Annotated in this window: 14 protein-coding genes; 6 read left to right on the forward strand and 8 right to left on the reverse strand. The window is 67.2% G+C overall.

All coding sequences use genetic code 11. The annotated features are described in order from the left end of the window. Positions 1-42: 42 nt before the first annotated feature. The gene (locus ACNO8X_RS02710) at positions 43-345 is read left to right on the forward strand and encodes a GNAT family N-acetyltransferase (RefSeq protein ID WP_260934620.1); all 303 of its coding nucleotides are present in this window, start codon (positions 43-45) and stop codon (positions 343-345) included. A gap of 49 nt (positions 346-394) precedes the next feature. Here the strand turns inward: ACNO8X_RS02710 and ACNO8X_RS02715 are convergent, their stop codons facing one another. The 6 genes from ACNO8X_RS02715 to ACNO8X_RS02740 form a co-directional block, all read right to left on the reverse strand. Beyond that, positions 395-901, reverse strand: a complete 507-nt coding sequence (locus ACNO8X_RS02715) for a pyridoxamine 5'-phosphate oxidase family protein (protein ID WP_043391371.1) — start codon at positions 899-901, stop codon at positions 395-397. Positions 902-1007: 106 nt separating this feature from the next. Then, positions 1008-1664 (reverse strand): enoyl-CoA hydratase-related protein, encoded by a 657-nt coding sequence (locus ACNO8X_RS02720; RefSeq protein ID WP_418004053.1) that lies wholly within the window; start codon positions 1662-1664, stop codon positions 1008-1010. Then, positions 1661-2287 carry a helix-turn-helix domain-containing protein gene (locus ACNO8X_RS02725; protein WP_418004054.1) on the reverse strand — a complete coding sequence of 209 codons (627 nt, stop codon included), beginning with the start codon at positions 2285-2287 and terminating at the stop codon, positions 1661-1663. Before ACNO8X_RS02725 ends, ACNO8X_RS02720 begins: the two co-directional genes overlap by 4 nt. A gap of 55 nt (positions 2288-2342) precedes the next feature. Next, positions 2343-4034 carry a protein kinase domain-containing protein gene (locus ACNO8X_RS02730; RefSeq protein ID WP_418004055.1) on the reverse strand — a complete coding sequence of 564 codons (1692 nt, stop codon included), beginning with the start codon at positions 4032-4034 and terminating at the stop codon, positions 2343-2345. A gap of 53 nt (positions 4035-4087) precedes the next feature. Continuing rightward, complete coding sequence (locus ACNO8X_RS02735; protein WP_418005748.1) at positions 4088-5716, reverse strand: metallophosphoesterase; 1629 nt, start codon at positions 5714-5716, stop codon at positions 4088-4090. A gap of 146 nt (positions 5717-5862) precedes the next feature. Continuing rightward, positions 5863-6300: a hypothetical protein gene (locus tag ACNO8X_RS02740; protein WP_418004056.1), complete on the reverse strand. Its 438-nt coding sequence runs from the start codon at positions 6298-6300 to the stop codon at positions 5863-5865. Positions 6301-6694: 394 nt separating this feature from the next. On the opposite strand from ACNO8X_RS02740, the gene ACNO8X_RS02745 reads away from it, so the two are divergent. From ACNO8X_RS02745 to ACNO8X_RS02755, 3 genes are all read left to right on the forward strand, one after another. After that, positions 6695-7864, forward strand: a complete 1170-nt coding sequence (locus tag ACNO8X_RS02745; RefSeq protein WP_418005749.1) for a S1C family serine protease — start codon at positions 6695-6697, stop codon at positions 7862-7864. A gap of 130 nt (positions 7865-7994) precedes the next feature. Continuing rightward, positions 7995-8591 (forward strand): DUF3592 domain-containing protein, encoded by a 597-nt coding sequence (locus ACNO8X_RS02750; protein ID WP_418004057.1) that lies wholly within the window; start codon positions 7995-7997, stop codon positions 8589-8591. A gap of 104 nt (positions 8592-8695) precedes the next feature. After that, positions 8696-11776, forward strand: a complete 3081-nt coding sequence (locus ACNO8X_RS02755) for a BTAD domain-containing putative transcriptional regulator (protein ID WP_418004058.1) — start codon at positions 8696-8698, stop codon at positions 11774-11776. A gap of 1 nt (position 11777) precedes the next feature. Here ACNO8X_RS02755 and ACNO8X_RS02760 read toward each other — a convergent pair whose 3' ends face one another. Further along, positions 11778-12179, reverse strand: a complete 402-nt coding sequence (locus ACNO8X_RS02760) for a hypothetical protein (protein WP_418004059.1) — start codon at positions 12177-12179, stop codon at positions 11778-11780. 4 nt (positions 12180-12183) lie between these two features. Then, on the reverse strand, positions 12184-12915 hold the full coding sequence (locus tag ACNO8X_RS02765; protein ID WP_418004060.1) for an LpqN/LpqT family lipoprotein: 732 nt from the start codon (positions 12913-12915) through the stop codon (positions 12184-12186). A gap of 237 nt (positions 12916-13152) precedes the next feature. Here ACNO8X_RS02765 and ACNO8X_RS02770 point away from each other — a divergent pair, with 237 nt between their 5' ends. Continuing rightward, on the forward strand, positions 13153-13689 hold the full coding sequence (locus ACNO8X_RS02770) for a DUF4333 domain-containing protein (protein WP_418004061.1): 537 nt from the start codon (positions 13153-13155) through the stop codon (positions 13687-13689). A gap of 3 nt (positions 13690-13692) precedes the next feature. After that, on the forward strand, positions 13693-15057 hold the full coding sequence (locus ACNO8X_RS02775) for a neutral zinc metallopeptidase (RefSeq protein ID WP_418004062.1): 1365 nt from the start codon (positions 13693-13695) through the stop codon (positions 15055-15057). Positions 15058-15060: the final 3 nt, after the last annotated feature.

Below are 15060 nucleotides of genomic sequence, written 5' to 3' on the forward strand. Positions count from 1 at the left end.
AGCGCGGGCATCGGTTCTACGCACGAGGGTTACCGTGACGGGATGAGCGTTACCGACAACACCGGAGCACCCACCACCGTCACCGCCGAAGCCGGACGATTCACCATCGCCGTCGACGGCAAGACTGTCGGGCTGATCGATTACCTCGACCAGGGCGGCCGACGCATCTTCCCGCACACCGAAGTTCAGCCCGAATACGGTGGCCGCGGGCTGGCGACGATCCTCGTCGCCGAGGCATTGGACGCCACGCGAGCCGCAGGGTTACGCATCGTCCCGGAATGCTCGATGGTCAGCGGATACATCGCCAAGCATCCCGAGTACGCGCCGCTGGTCGACCCGGCCTGAGTGGTTTGGGCGCGCTCCGTATCGGAGAGTGATACGGGGCGCGCCGAGATCACTGCTGGCCCAGGTACTGCGCGGTCGAACCGCTGACCGGCATGTCGGGCATGCCGAGCTTGCGGTGATCCCAGCTGCGCATCCGGCTGGGCACGACGCGGACCGCGACGCGGTTGTTCATCATCTGGTCGACGAACGGGCGCATCTCATCGGTGTAGGGGCCGGTGTAGCGCTCCCACACGCTGATGCCCACGCGCAGACAGGTGTCGACGTCGTCGAGGATCTCGGCGGTGCCGTCGATCGAGACGCCGCGGAGGGTGCCGTAGGTGTCACCGTCCTCGATCATCACGGTGATGGTCGAGTCCCGGCGCAGGTTGAGCGCCTTCTGCGACTTGGCCTTGGTCTCGAACCAGATTTCGCCGTCGAGCACGGCGTACCACATGGCCACCAGGTGCGGCCGGCCGTCGGCCAGGACGGTGGCCATGGTCGCGGTCCGGCTGCGATCGATGAATTCGACGATCTCGTCGTCGGTCATGACGATCTTCTTGCGCTCGTTCTGTCCCACGCTCCTATGCCTATCAGGCCACGGCAGCGAGCTGCCCATCGGACCCGGCAGCGAGCCGCCCATCGGACCCGGCAGCGAGCTGCCCAGCTGCCCCAGCTGCCGGCTCTTACTCGGCCCGCAGCGCCGCGATCGCCGGGCCGAACATCGTCGCCTTGATGGCGGCCATGGTCTGAGAATCCTTGCCCGCCACCGGAATCACCAGCTCCACCGCGGCAGACACCACCGCGTCCTCGGCCGCGGCGGCCTCCACGATTCCGTACTTGGCGGCGTCGTCACCACCGAAGCGCCGGCCGGTGGTCATCGAGGCGATCGCCGCCTGCGGGGTCAGTTTGGCCTGGATCAGGGCGGCCATCCCGGGCGTGAACGGAATCCGGATGTCGACCTCGGGGAAACAGAAGAACCCGCGGTCAGAGCGCATGGTCCGGTAGTCGTGGGCCATCGCCAGCATGGCGCCGGCGCCGAAGGCGTGCCCGTTGACCGCTGCGGCCGTCGGGATCGGCAGGGTCAGCACCCGCGCGAACAGCGCATGCACCCGCCCGACGTACGACTGCATCTGGTCGCCGTGCGCCATCAGCCAGTCGAGATCCAGCCCGTTGGAGTAGAACTTCCCGGCACCGGTGGTGACCAGACCCTGGGCGCCATTGTCGACGAGATCGTCGATGGCGCCGTTGATGTCGTCGAGGAAGCCCAGCGAGAACCGGTTCTCGTCATCGCCGAGATCGAGGATGGCGATCTTGTCCTGGTAGCTGACGGTAATGGTCATGGTTGTTTCCTCCTGGTTGGGGTGGGTTCGTCGGCAAGGACCGCGCGGACGGCTGCGGACAGCCGATCCCGCGCCCAGCTGTTGCTGATTCTATTGCGGGACAAGATGATTGCCGTCGGCAGATCCACGATGCACACCGTGATGGCATCGACCGCCGCACCGTCACGCCGGTCCCACAGGTGCGACGACAGCCGCACCATCAGGTCGATCAGCTGACGGTCGAGGTCTTTGAGTTCGGCCGCCAGCAACGCCGGCAGGTCGGGGCCGAGCAGTTGGTCGCGCTGCACCCGCCACACCAGTCGAGCCGACTGCCGCCGGCGTTCGTAGAACACCGCGGGGGCCTGCGCGGCCGCGACGACGGCGTCCACCGGGTCGGCAGCCGCGTCGGCCAGCGCCGCATCGACCAATTCCGTTTGCACATCGAGGAATCGGCGTGCCGCACGCAGCCACGTCCGGGCGACGAGCTCGGTCCGCGAGCCGAAGTTGTGATAGATCGCGCCGTTGGAGATCCCGGCCGCAGTCGCCACGGCGCGAGTGGTGACGCCGGCCGGTCCGGCCTCGACAGCCAGCGACTCGGCAGCGTCGAGCACCGCATCGAGGTCGTAGACACGAGGCCGGGGCACCGGCACACCATAACAGAGCGATCGCTCCGTTACTACGCGGTGGGAGCGTGCCCCGTTACGGCGGGTAGATCTGCTTGATGGTCCCGTCGGCGTTGGCCGATATGTATCCGGTCCCCGGCGAGGTCGAGTGAATCGCCAGGCCCAGGCCGCCGCCCTCTTCACCCTCGATGATGAGGTACATCTGCGATCCCGGCTCCGCGCCCATCTGCTGCGGCGCGCCGGCCATCGTGGCCGCCACCGCCTGCGCATTGATCGCGCCGAGATCCGCCAGCACGTCGAACGAACTGGTGCTGGTGTCCGAGCCCCATTTGTTCCAGCTGCCGCCGCGGTACATGAAGCTCTGGTCGACGTGCTTGTTGGTGGGAGAGACGCGATCCATGATCGCGTAGTCGGGGTAGACCACGAGCTTGAATCCCATGGCGTCCCCGAACTTCGCCTTGATGGTCCCGATCAGATTGGTCAGGCCGTCGGCGGTCTGCAGCTGGCTCGGTCCCGACGGCGTCGATGCCGCCGTGGAGGCGGGTGTGGACATGCCGCCGGTCGGGTACCCAACGGTGCCGCCGGGGCCGGTGGGCATCGACGGAAACAGTTGCGCGCTGGGATCATTCGTGGCCGCCGGCTGATCACTCGAACCGCTCTCGGGCCACATCACGTAGGCGATGCCGGCACCTCCGAGGACGACCACCGTGACCAACGCGGCGACGATCACGACCGCCGAGTTGCGCCACCACGACTGTGCCGGTTGGGCATTCGCCAGCTGGGGCGGTGACCACTGCGCTGATCCGGGCCCCGGGCTGGGGGCCGGGCTCGCGTATTGCGTGTGCGCATGCGCCGGGTAGGACTCGGGGCCGGTCGTGGGGTAGGGGACCGACGGGGCGGCCCACGCCGGCGGGGGTGTCTGCTGCGCGGGCTGACCGAACGGAGCGGGTTGCGCCGGTCCGGCCAACGCGGCACGGGCGGCGGCAGCCAGGTCTTTGGTTGTGGCATAACGCAGTTCGGGATCTTTGGCCATGCCGGTGGCGATGACCTGATCCATGTACGCCGAAATGCCGGGCCGCATGGTCGACGGCCGCGGCGGATCCGAGTAGAGGTGGCTGGTGATCTGCCGCTCCATGCTGTCGCCGGGAAACGGCGGGGCGCCGGTCAGACATTCGTGCAGCACACAGGTCAGCGCGTAGATGTCGGAGCGGGCATCGGCACGATCACTGGTGAAACGCTCGGGCGCCATGTACGCGACCGTGCCGATGGTGGCGCCGGTGTGGGTCAGCTTGGTCTCGCCGGCGGCGCGGGCGATACCGAAGTCGATGAGGTAGGCAAAATCGTCTGGCGTGACGAGGATGTTGGCGGGTTTGACGTCGCGGTGCACGAGGCCGACACCGTGCGCCGCACCGAGCGCGGCGGCGATCTGCTCGACGATGGAGACCGCACGGTCGGGCGTCAGTGGGCCGTTGGCCAGCAGCTCCTGGACGGTCTTGCCGTCGATCAGCCGCATCGTCACATACAGCCGGTCGTCGATCTCACCGAAATCGTGGATCGGCACGATGTGCGGCTCGTCCAGCCCGGCCGCCGCGTGGGCCTCCCGCCGGAAACGCACCTGGTACTGCTCGTCGTCCGCGAAGGTCGGGGGCAGCACCTTCATCGCGACGACCCGCTTCATGGTGGTGTCGTAGGCCTTCCAGACCTCACCCATGCCGCCGCGGCCGAGCAGCTCAATCAGCCGGTAGCGGCCGAACGGTGTCCCATCCACCGGCTAACCATAAGAGGCAGCCGCGTCAGCTGCCAGAGGTGGGTGATCCGCGGTTATGCGCGCACCCTGCGACGATAGGTGACCTTGTCGAATTCCCGGCCGTGTTCGTCTACCGCGGTCACGTCCATTTCGCTGAGCAGCTGCCCGGGCCTGACGTCGACGCGGATGAAGGCGTAGTTGCGGAAGCGCACCCTCGACCAGCCGACGGCCTCGGCCTTCTTCTCACCGTCGGACGTCCAGACATAGCTGTTGGGGACGAAGGTGTCGGGAGACTCGTGGCCGCGGTAGCTCTCGGGCTCGCCCGGCTGGAAGCCATATCGCGGCCGGCCGGCGCAGCCCACGGTGTAGTAGACGGTGCCGTCGGTTTCCGCGTCCACGGTGGAGTTGTCACCGGCGACCTTGGTGGGGCGGTCGGCGCGGATCGGGTCGGTGCGTTCGTAGACGTGGTTGTGTCCCTGCAGCACGAGATCGACCTGGTAGCGGTCGAACAGCTCGCACCAGGCCGCCCGGACACCGCCGTCGCTGGCGTGGGAGTCGGTGGTCGAGTAGGCACAGTGGTGGAAGAAGCAGACGATGAAGTCGATGTTGGGGTCGGCCCGGTAGGCCGCGAGGGTCCGCTCGACCCAGGAATTCTGCGTGCCGTCGGAATAGCCTGTGTTGGAACGAATTTCGAAGCTGACGTCGTTGGCGTCCAGCGACAGCACCGCGACGTTGCCGTAGCTGAATGAATAGACCGAGGGGCAGGCCGCCGGGCCGTTGTCCGGAAAGTCCATGCGCGCCAGGTGGCCGCCGTATCCGTGGCTCGGATACGAGGCCTCCATGTCGTGATTGCCCGTCGCGAACATCCACGGTGTGCTCGCCGCGCTGGCCTCGATGGACCCCAGGTAGACGTCCCACACGAACGGGTTGTACTTGTCGAAGCCGTGCGCGGGCTTGCCGGAGGCGACGAACGACAGCGGCTTGCCGCCGCCGGACGGGTCGGCGTAGGCGATATCCCCAGCCAGCAGATGGAATTCGGGTTTGGACGCGACGATCTGGTTGAACACGTTCGCGGTGTGCGGGGCGTCGGGCTCGTTGTCCGGCTTGTAGTAGCGATCGTCGTAGTCACCCGGCCTGAGCCCCACAGGCTGACGGGGCACATCATCGGTGCCCTGGTCGCCCATCATGGTGAACCGGAACGGTGCCAACGTCTTTCGCACGCTGGGCATCGCCGTCCTGGCAGACCGCACGTCGCTGACGAAGCCGTCTTCGGTGCGCCACCGGTAGAAGTGCGCGGTGCCGCCGGGCAAGCCGTCAACCGGAACATGAGCGTAGAACTGCTCGGCCGCCAGCACGCCGCGGTCGTTGGTCGGAATCTGGGTGACGAGGTTGCGTACCTCGGCCTCGAAGGTCGCGCCCAGTTGATCGGTGGGTCCGTGGTCGACGAACACTTTGGTACTGCCGGGATTTCGCGACAGCTGCGCGGACAGCCTCAGCTGGTTGGTGGCGTCACCGCCGAAGCCGACCCGGCGGTTGGCCACGCTCAGCGGCGCGTCCTGCGCGTAGGCACGGCGCCCGAACGGTGCCAGGCCCAGGGCCGCCACCGCGGCGGCTGCGGCCGACCCGCGCAGGAAGTTCCGCCGCGATACGCGGTGCCGGCGCAGGTACTGCTGGTGCCAGTCGTGCTGTTCGGCGATGGTCATGGTCGCCGACAAGTCGTCGGGGAGGCCCGTGTCCGGAATTTCACCGGCGGCGGTCAGTCGGGTCGGACGCACCCGTCGATGGTGGCCCAGCACGGACCGTCACGCGAGCCCAACACCGGAATCAAGGTCCGAAGTTCAGCCGGGATTCACGGAATCGCGATCAACGACGCCGGGGCGCCGTACCGCTGCGGCCAGTCCTGCCACGCGACGTCCGTCGGGCCGACGGCCTGTTCCGTCACCGTCCACCGGTCGCCTCGGTGGTTCAACAGGGCCGCGTAGGTCCGGGACACAAACCCTTCGGCGGCGCCTTCGGCGAGGGGTGTGCCGCGGAAGTCGAACGGCTGACCGTCGGCCGCGCGGATGCCGCCGTACACGAATGCCCACGGCTCAGAGCTATTGATGACCTGGACCGCAAGAGTTGCGGGCTTGCCGAGTTCGGTCGCCACCGCCGCGACGGCAGGCGCCACGATGGCCTCGCCGGCCGGTGAGCCGGGGTCGACGCCCGGTTCCGCCCACGCCTGCGCGGTGCCGACCGGGATCGACAACCACATGGTCAGGAGCACCACGACGCCGCGTCGGAACATGCGGAGACGGTACCGAGCCCCGGCCAGGAATGACACTTTTTGTGATCTGAAAAGTCTTGGGCTGTCCCGAACTCTTTCTCAGCAACGCCTCAGTTGGCGACGGCACGGTGGAGACATCAAGCGTGAACACGCATGTCTTACCGACGTTTCGAGAAAGTAGTCAACGCCAATGAGACACCCGTCAGAACCCCCGACGCCGGACAACCAGCATCTCTGGTCGCGGCAGTACGCCACTGAGCAGGAGAAACTGGTCCAGTGGAGCAATGACCGCTACCGGCGCCCCTACGCTTCCGACGATCACACCCAGCCACTGCGGACTCCGTACGGGGCACCGCACCAGTACCCCGCCGCGCCCGTTCCGCCGGCGCCAGCTAAGCGTTCCCGCTCCGGACTGCTGGCCTTCGGCGTCGCCGCGGTTGCCATCGCGGCCGGTGCCGCCGGCACCATGGCCGCGGTCGATCACTTCGGCAGCGTGGTGCCGGCCGCGCAGGTTCCGCTCGCCACCGGAATTCAGAACCGCTCGCTGCCAACCGCTGCCGCGCACGCGCCGGCGGCCCCGGCCGGCTCCGTCGAAGCGGTGTCCGCCAAGGTGCTGCCCAGCGTCGTGAAACTGCAGGTCCAGACCGGCCAGCAGGGCGGCGAGGGCTCGGGCATCGTCCTCACCGCGGACGGGCTGATCCTGACCAACAACCACGTGGTCGCCGAGGCGAACCAGGCTGCCGCGCAACAGGATTCACTGCCGAGCGGGCTGAGCCCGGATGGCCGGCTGCCCCGCGGCATGACCGCCGGCGGACCCACCAAGGCCACCGTCACCCTGTCCGACGGCCGCACGGTGCCCTTCACCGTGGTGGGCGCCGATCCCGCCGACGACATCGCGGTGGTCAAGGCCCAGGGCGTGTCCGACCTGACCCCGATCAGCATCGGCTCATCGAAGGACCTGCGCGTCGGGCAGAACGTGGTGGCCGTCGGCTCCCCGCTGGGCCTGCAGGGCACCGTGACCACCGGCATCATCAGCTCGCTGAACCGTCCGGTGAGCACCGGTGACGAGCAGACCGGACAGCAGTCGGTGATGAGTGCCATCCAGACCGACGCCGCGATCAACCCCGGCAACTCCGGTGGTGCGCTGGTCGACATGAACGGCAACCTCATCGGCGTGAACTCGGCGATCGCCTCGCTGGGTGGCGGCCCGGATTCCGGTGGTGCACAGCCCGGTTCGATCGGCCTCGGCTTCGCCATCCCGGTCGATCAGGCCAAACGCATTGCCGACCAACTCATTTCGACCGGCACCGTGCAGCACGCCTCGCTGGGTGTGAAGCTGGCCGCCAACACCAGCGCCCAGGGCGCGGCAGTGGCCGGTGTCGTCGCCGACAGCCCCGCCGCCGCCGCGGGCCTGGACAAGGGCGCGGTGATCACCAAGGTCGACAACCAGCCGATCGACGGTCCCGAGGCGCTCGTCGCGGCGATCCGGTCCAAGGCGCCCGGCGACAACGTCACCGTGACCTACGCCGACCCGTCCGGAGCCGAACGCTCCGTGCAGGTGACCTTGGGGCAGACGGATGCTTAGGCCGGCCTAGCCCGTCCCTGTCCCCGCATCCCTGTGAGGGTTGTGTACGCGGAACCCGAGATACGCGTACACAACCCTCACAGGCGTCTGCCGTCCTACCCTCTCCGTGTCGACATTTTCCGGAGGGGCCATGCGCGTCGAATACATCGTGGTGCTGATCGCCGTCATCGTGCTCGTGGACATCGCGATTCTCGTTGCGCTGCTGCGCAAACAACGCGCCCGGAAGGCGTCCTCCGGCACCACGACCATCGCAACAGAACTCGGCACCACCGCCGACGTGCCCAAGAAATCCCCGGCACCGGTCCTGGCGAAGGCATTCCTGTCGGTCGGACTGTCATTGGCCATCGCGGCCGGCGTCTGCGCGGGGTTTGTGGCCCAATCGAATTCGTCCGACCGCCACGCGGACGGGACGGTCGTCGAGTTGGTGCCCAGCGGCGGCGGCAGCAGCCCGCGCTACCGGGCACGCGTCGAATTCGCCACATCCACAGGCAGCCACATCCGCTTCCTCAGCTCGATCAGTAGCAATCCACCACCGGCCACGGTCGGCGAGCACGTCGACGTCCGCTACCACCCCGATGACCCACACGACGCGACCATCAACACCTATTGGCAGGTGTGGTTCCTGCCGACCCTGCTCGCCATCATCAGCGCCCCGTTTCTCCTGGTGGGCGCTGGATTCGGGATCGCGAGCCGGGCCGGGCGTAAACGGGGGCCGGAAATCCTCTGATTTGACCGGGCGGTCCAGCAGATTGCCAGGTTCATCCGGGCTGCCGCAGGTCACGCGCGGATGTATCGTCTCCCCAATTCCAAATTTGCTGTGAATCGGGGGAAATGGTCCAGTACTACCTCTCGGGTGCAGTAACGGCCCGGGTCGACGGCACGCCGGCGGCGCTCGGCGGACCGAAGCAGCGGTGCGTACTGGCCGTGCTGCTGGCCCATCACGGCACGGTGGTCAGCATCGACCGCCTGATCGACGCCGTCTGGGGCGACGAGCCACCGCCGAAGGCACTGGCATCCGTGCGCTCCTATGTGGCCAACCTCCGTCGCGTCCTCGATCCGGGCGCAGATATCGGACCTGTCCAGACCCCGGACAACCGCCGGGCCGACAGCCAGAGCCAACGACTCGCCTCGCATCCGCACGGCTACCAGCTGAATCTGCTCGCCGGCGACGCCATCGACCTGCTCAGCTTCGAAAGCCTGGTGGCGCAAGGCCGGACGGCGCTGGTCCGCCACGCGGCCGGCGCCGCCGTCGAGATGCTGACCGAGGCACTGGGACTCTGGCACGGAGATCCGTTCGGAGAGTTCGCCTATCACGAATTCGCCGCGCCTGAGGCCATCCGCTTCGCGGCTCTGCGGACCACAGCCATCGAGGCGCGATTCGACGCCGCCCTGCAACTCGGCGGCGGCGGGGAACTGGTTCCCGAGGTCGAGGCGGCACTGGCGGAACATCCTCTGCAGGAACGGTTGTGGGGCCATCTGATGCTGGCCCTGCACCGGTCCAACCGCACCGCCGACGCGATCCAGGCGTTCGAGCGCGCCTGCACCACGCTCGACCGCGAGGTCGGCACTCGTCCTGGCGAAGGCCTGCAGACCCTCTTCGAGAAGATCCGGGACGGGGCCGCGGAACTGCGGGTCGCACCACCGCTGCACGCACTCGACCCCGACCCGGCGGCACCGCCGCCGTTCGTCGGCCGGGACACCGAACTCGGGGCGGTCAACGCCGCCGTGCGCCGCGCCGAGGGCGGAGCGGGCGGACTGACGCTCGTCACCGGCGACAGTGGCATCGGCAAGACGACGTTGGCTCAGGCGGCCGTCGCCCGCGCCCGCGCGGCGGGCATCGCCGTGGCCTGGGCCGGACACCCGAGCGGGGTGAAGCTGCCCCTGCACTGGACCTGGATCCAGCTGCTGCGCCAGCTGGGCGGCGAGCTCGGATCCGCCGGCCGCAAGGCGGTTCTGCGGGAAGCCCCTGGCGTGGTGAATGCCCTGGTGCCCGAATGGCACGGCGACGACGACCTCAGCACCGGCAGTCGTTTCGCACCAACGGGATTCGCCTTGGTCGAGAGAATCGTGTCGGCGCTGCGCGAGCTGTCGGCGATTGCCCCGCTGATGCTCGTCATCGACGACCTGCAACGGGCGGACCCCGCCTCGATCAACACGCTGGTGCTGCTGGCCGAAGAGTTCCCGCGCATCCCCATCCAGATCATCGGCAACTGGACATTCTTCGGCGCCGACCGGCCGATGAACCGGTCGTCTTTCGAACGCATCGTCCGGTCGAACGACACCGTCACGATGCATCTGGACGGCATCGACCGCGCGGCCGCCGCACACCTCGTCGACGCGGTGGCCGGCGGCACCATCCCGCCGGCCGTCTCGGCCCAGGTCTGGGAACAGGCCGGCGGAAACCCGTTCTACATCAAGGAACTCGCCCGGGCGCTGGATACCGACGGCGGCCCGCAACGCAGCCATCCCGCCCTCTCGGACGCGGTGGTCGGCGTCGTCGGCCGGCGGCTCGGAGTGCTGGATCGGCCGTGCCGGCGGGTGCTGTGCGCGGCCGCCGTCGTCGGGCCCGAATTCAACGTCGCCGACCTGGCGGACATCGTCGACCTTTCGGTGTCCACAGTGCAGAACCGGCTGCGTCCGGCGTATCAGACCGGCCTGCTCGACGAACTGCCGGCACGCCCCGGTGCCTACCGCTTCAGCCACGGGCTGGTACGCGACGCGCTCATCGCTCAGCTCGCCACCACCGACCGCACCAGCGTGCACGCCGCGATCGCCACCACCCGAGCTGCCACGCTTGCGACGGCCGCGTACGAACACGTCATCGCCACCGCCGACCATGCCTGGCGGGCCGGCGCCGAGCTCAATCCTGATGTGGCCCTTGGCATCCTCGAGATGTCCATCCAACGGGCCCTCAACCGGTCGGCTTACCACGACGTCGCCGGGCTCGCCGAGCACGCGCTGCAGATCAGTGACCGGCTGCCGGCCAAGCCCGAACACCTGGACCGGCAAGCCACCCTGTGGCTACACCTGGCCGGCGCGAAAAACATCCTCGAGGGGCAGGCCAGTGAGTCGGCCGCCGCGGCCGTCCAGCGGGCCTTCGAGATCGGCCAGGAAGTCAAGGGCCGCAACTTCTATGGCGCCATCGCGCTGCAGTCCATGCTGCTGTGCGCGCACGGCCGCATCGACGAGGTCGAGATCATCGCGATCGGTCTGCAGGACCAGTACGACAAATCCGGTGATCCGGTGATCGGTCTGGTCAACGACTTCGTGCACATCCTGCTGTACACCCTGCGCGGCAACACCGACATGCTGATCAGCACCGGGCTGCACATGATGGACACCTTCCCGCCGCCCGAGACCGTCACCGATCCGCTGCACTTCTTCCATCCCCGCGTCTATTGCTGGATGGCCATCGCCGAGGCAGTCCGCGGTGATGTGGACGCCATGCGCGAATACCACCGCCGCGCACTGCATCTCGCACAGAGCCGCGGCGACGTGTTCAACATCCTGGCCGCCCGCCTGACCTACGTCGAATGCGCGGCCGTCCTCGGTATCACCGACGGCATCGTCGAACTGGCCGACCAGGTCGACGTCGAGTTCAGCGCGGCGGGCAGCCCGCAATGGGCCGCGTGCGCGCGCATCGTCCGGGTCTGGGCACAGGTGCTCGGCTCCGGCGAGGGGGACGCCGCCGTCGCCTTCCAGGCGTTCGAGGAATACACCTGTGACGGCACCACGGTGATGAACACGATGTTCCTGTGCCTGCTCTCCGACATCGAGCTGTACCAGGGCCGGCCCGACAGTGCCCGCGCCCTGGTGCACCGAGCCGGCCGCCTGGCCGATGCCACGGGCGAACAAGCCTTCGCCCGTGGCATCGCGCAGCGGCGGGCGGCCCAGTCGGTCGAGCCGGTCTGAATCAGGCCTGCACGGCCCGGTCGGGCAGTTCCTCCCGCCACTGACGCCAGATCGCCCGGTCCGTCATCAGATCCAGCACACTGCCGAATCCGGCCGGATACACCAGGGAGACAACCCATTTGCGGGAGTTCCCACGACTGACCTCACAGCCGCCCCGATACAACTGACGCAGCCAGGTGACCGTCACCGCGTCCCGCGGGTAGTCGAAGATCACCACCTCCTGGCCCGCGGCCAGCTTCGCCTGATAGTCGGTCAGGTCCAACTGGTCATCGACCCATTTCGAATATTCGGACGCCAAGCACCGCACCTGGGTGTCCGTCAACTCCAGTTCGACGTTCACCCACCAGGTGTTGGTTCGGCTCTTGAGGAGATAGGCCTTACTTCGGGGTGGCGCCGTCGCCATCTCGTCAGAAGGTGATCTTCAGAGATTTGTCCACTGCGTCCAACGCCTCGAACAGCTCGTGGCCCTGGCTCTCATCGCTGGTCGCGTTGATCTGCAGGACGTACAGGCCGTCGGGCCCCTTGAACACGACGGTCTCCTGGCCGAATGCCGCCTTGCCACCGCCCTTGAGGTTGTACGTACCGGCGATCCGGAAAGCGGGGAAGCCGGCCGAGGTCCCCGGTTCCTCACCGACCGATTCGAACCCGGGAAGGTTCTTCACCTCACCGCCGGCGAGTTTGAGTAGCTTGTCCGGATCCACCGGACCGTCCAGGCGCGACACCAGCGCGACGATGTTCGCCGTGTAGTCGGTGCTCTGCGCGCCGGGGCCGGTGTAGACGAGTGCGCCGTACGCGTAGTCAGGGGTGTCTTCCCCGGCGCTGTCCCAGCCGGTCGGACGCTCGATGTCCACGGCGGGCGCGCCCGGATCCCCGGGATGGATCGACGTCTCCTGAATCTTCTCTTCCTTGATGTAGTCGGCGATCGTGGGGTTCGTCCCGGATTCATCAGCCTTGCGCGGCTTCAGCTTGGGCGCCGCCTTCGTCGACGACGATGCGCTCGAGCTGCTCGAGCTCGACGAGCTGGAACTGGAGCTCGAGCTGCTCGGGCTCTTGTCCTTGTCGCCTCCGCAGGCGCCCAGCGTGAAGCTCAGGCAAACGGCGGCGGCAACGGCGATGACAGGCCGATGCGACATCTGCATCGTGACTCCTCAGGGTTAGACGACGGACGTCGGTCACGTCCTCGGCGTCACGATATGGACGCCCGATTGGAATTCCGTTGAACTCGCCGCGGCACGTGGTTGGAACGCCGGCGGCCACCAACCAGACCGGCCTGGACTTCCAACCGGATTCCAACACCGCGGAGCTAACTTTTGCCGTCCGGCTTGATCAGTGCGGCGCCGGTGAGTGGCGCCCGAAACTCGGAAGGGGTTGGCGACATGACCAACACGACGTGTCAGAGGCTCGTCCTCGCATCCGCGATCACGGTTGCCGTGTTCGGCGCCGCTGCCTGCTCCAGCGGGACGCCGTCGGTGAGCAAGAAGGACGTCGAGAGCCAGATCATCACCAAGATGACCGGCGCCGACGGCAAGAAGGCGGATTCGGTGACGTGCCCCGAAAACCTTGCGGGCCAAAAGGGTGCCGAGATCAACTGCACCATGAAGGTCGGCGACAAGACCAGCACCGTCAACGTCACGGTCACCAGTATCGAAGGTGAGCAGGTCAAGTTCGACATGGTCCAGACCATCGACAAGGACCAAGTCGCCAAGCAGATCAGCGAGGAGCTTGGTCAGCAGTTCGGGACCAAGCCCGAATCATTGACGTGCCCGGAGAACCTGAAGGGTACCGAGGGCGCAACCCTTCGTTGCGAGCTCAAGGACAGCGGCCAGACGTACGGCGTGACGGTCACCGTCAACAAGGTGGACGGCTCCGACGTGAACTATGGGTTCAAGGTCGACGACAAGCCCAAGTCGTAAGCGATGGGAATGCACCGGGCCCTCTGGCGGGCATCTGCGCTACTGGCGGTCTGCACCCTGGCCGTCGCCGGCTGCGGCGAGAAACACCTGAAACCGCAAGCGGGGCCGTCGTCGTCGACGAAGCCGATGGCTCCGCCTGCCGAGATCCACGGCGACACATCGGATCCCGTGAACAAGATCGCGGCACAAGCCATCGGCAACATCGAAAGTTACTGGAAGACCGAGTTTCCCGAGCTCTACAACAAGGACTACACGCCGGTCAAAGGCGGCTTCTACGGCGTGGACCCGAAGAAGGGTCCGGTGCCGCCGTGCGCGGACTCACCGGAAGAGGTCGCCGGCAACGCGTTCTACTGCTCCAAGGGCGACGACGTGGCCTGGGACGCCACGGGGCTGCTACCCGACTTGCAAAAGAAGTTCGGTGACTTTGTCATTCCGCTCGTGTTGGCCCACGAGTGGGGTCACGCCGTCCAGGCGCGGGCCAACTTCCAGGGTGAGACGGTGACCAAGGAGATCCAGGCCGACTGCTTCGCCGGGGCATGGGCCGCACACGCCAAAGACATCTACAACGTCAGCGCTGACGATATGGACAACGCCCTCGCCGGTTTCCTGTTCCTGCGCGACGAACCCGGCACCGCCAAACACGATCTGAGTGCGCACGGGAGTGGATTCGACCGGGTGAGCTCGTTCCGTACCGGGTTCGGTAAAGGCCCGAAGGCCTGCGCGGACTATCGAAACGGCGACCCGGTGGTGGTCGAACTGCCGTTCAACAATGCCGCCGACCAAGCCTCCGGCGGCGAAGCCCCGTATGACGCGATAATCGAGGGTGTCCCAGAGGATCTCGAGGACTACTTCACGCAGCTGATCCCCGAGCTGACGGACGGCAAATACGACTGGACCCCGCTGAAGGCACCGCGCAAGATCGATCCCGCCAAGGCCCCCGACTGCGGTGGCAAGTCGATGAAGGGTTCGGTGCTGTACTACTGCGTGGACGACGACTACGTCGCCTTCGACAACGTCAAGACGATGCCCGACATCTATGACAGCGGCGGCGATTTCTCCGTGGCGACGCTCATCGCGACGCAGTACGGGCTGGCGGCACTGATGCGAATGGGCCAGCCTCAGGATTCGAAGCAGACCTCGCTGCGCGCAGACTGTTTGGCCGGTTCGTGGGCTGCCAGCATCCTGCTGCACAACCGCCCCAACAGCAGATACAGCCTCTCTCCCGGCGACCTGGACAAGGCCGTCGCCGCCCTGCTGCTGTACCGCACCGATGGCGGGGACGTCGAACACCACGGCCAAGGGACCGAACGCATCGACGCATACCACCGCGGTGTGTACGACGGCGCCAAGCCCTGCCTGACCCTCTGACAT

It is taken from the genome of Mycobacterium sp. PDNC021, assembly GCF_048282635.1.
Classification (GTDB): domain Bacteria; phylum Actinomycetota; class Actinomycetes; order Mycobacteriales; family Mycobacteriaceae; genus Mycobacterium; species Mycobacterium llatzerense.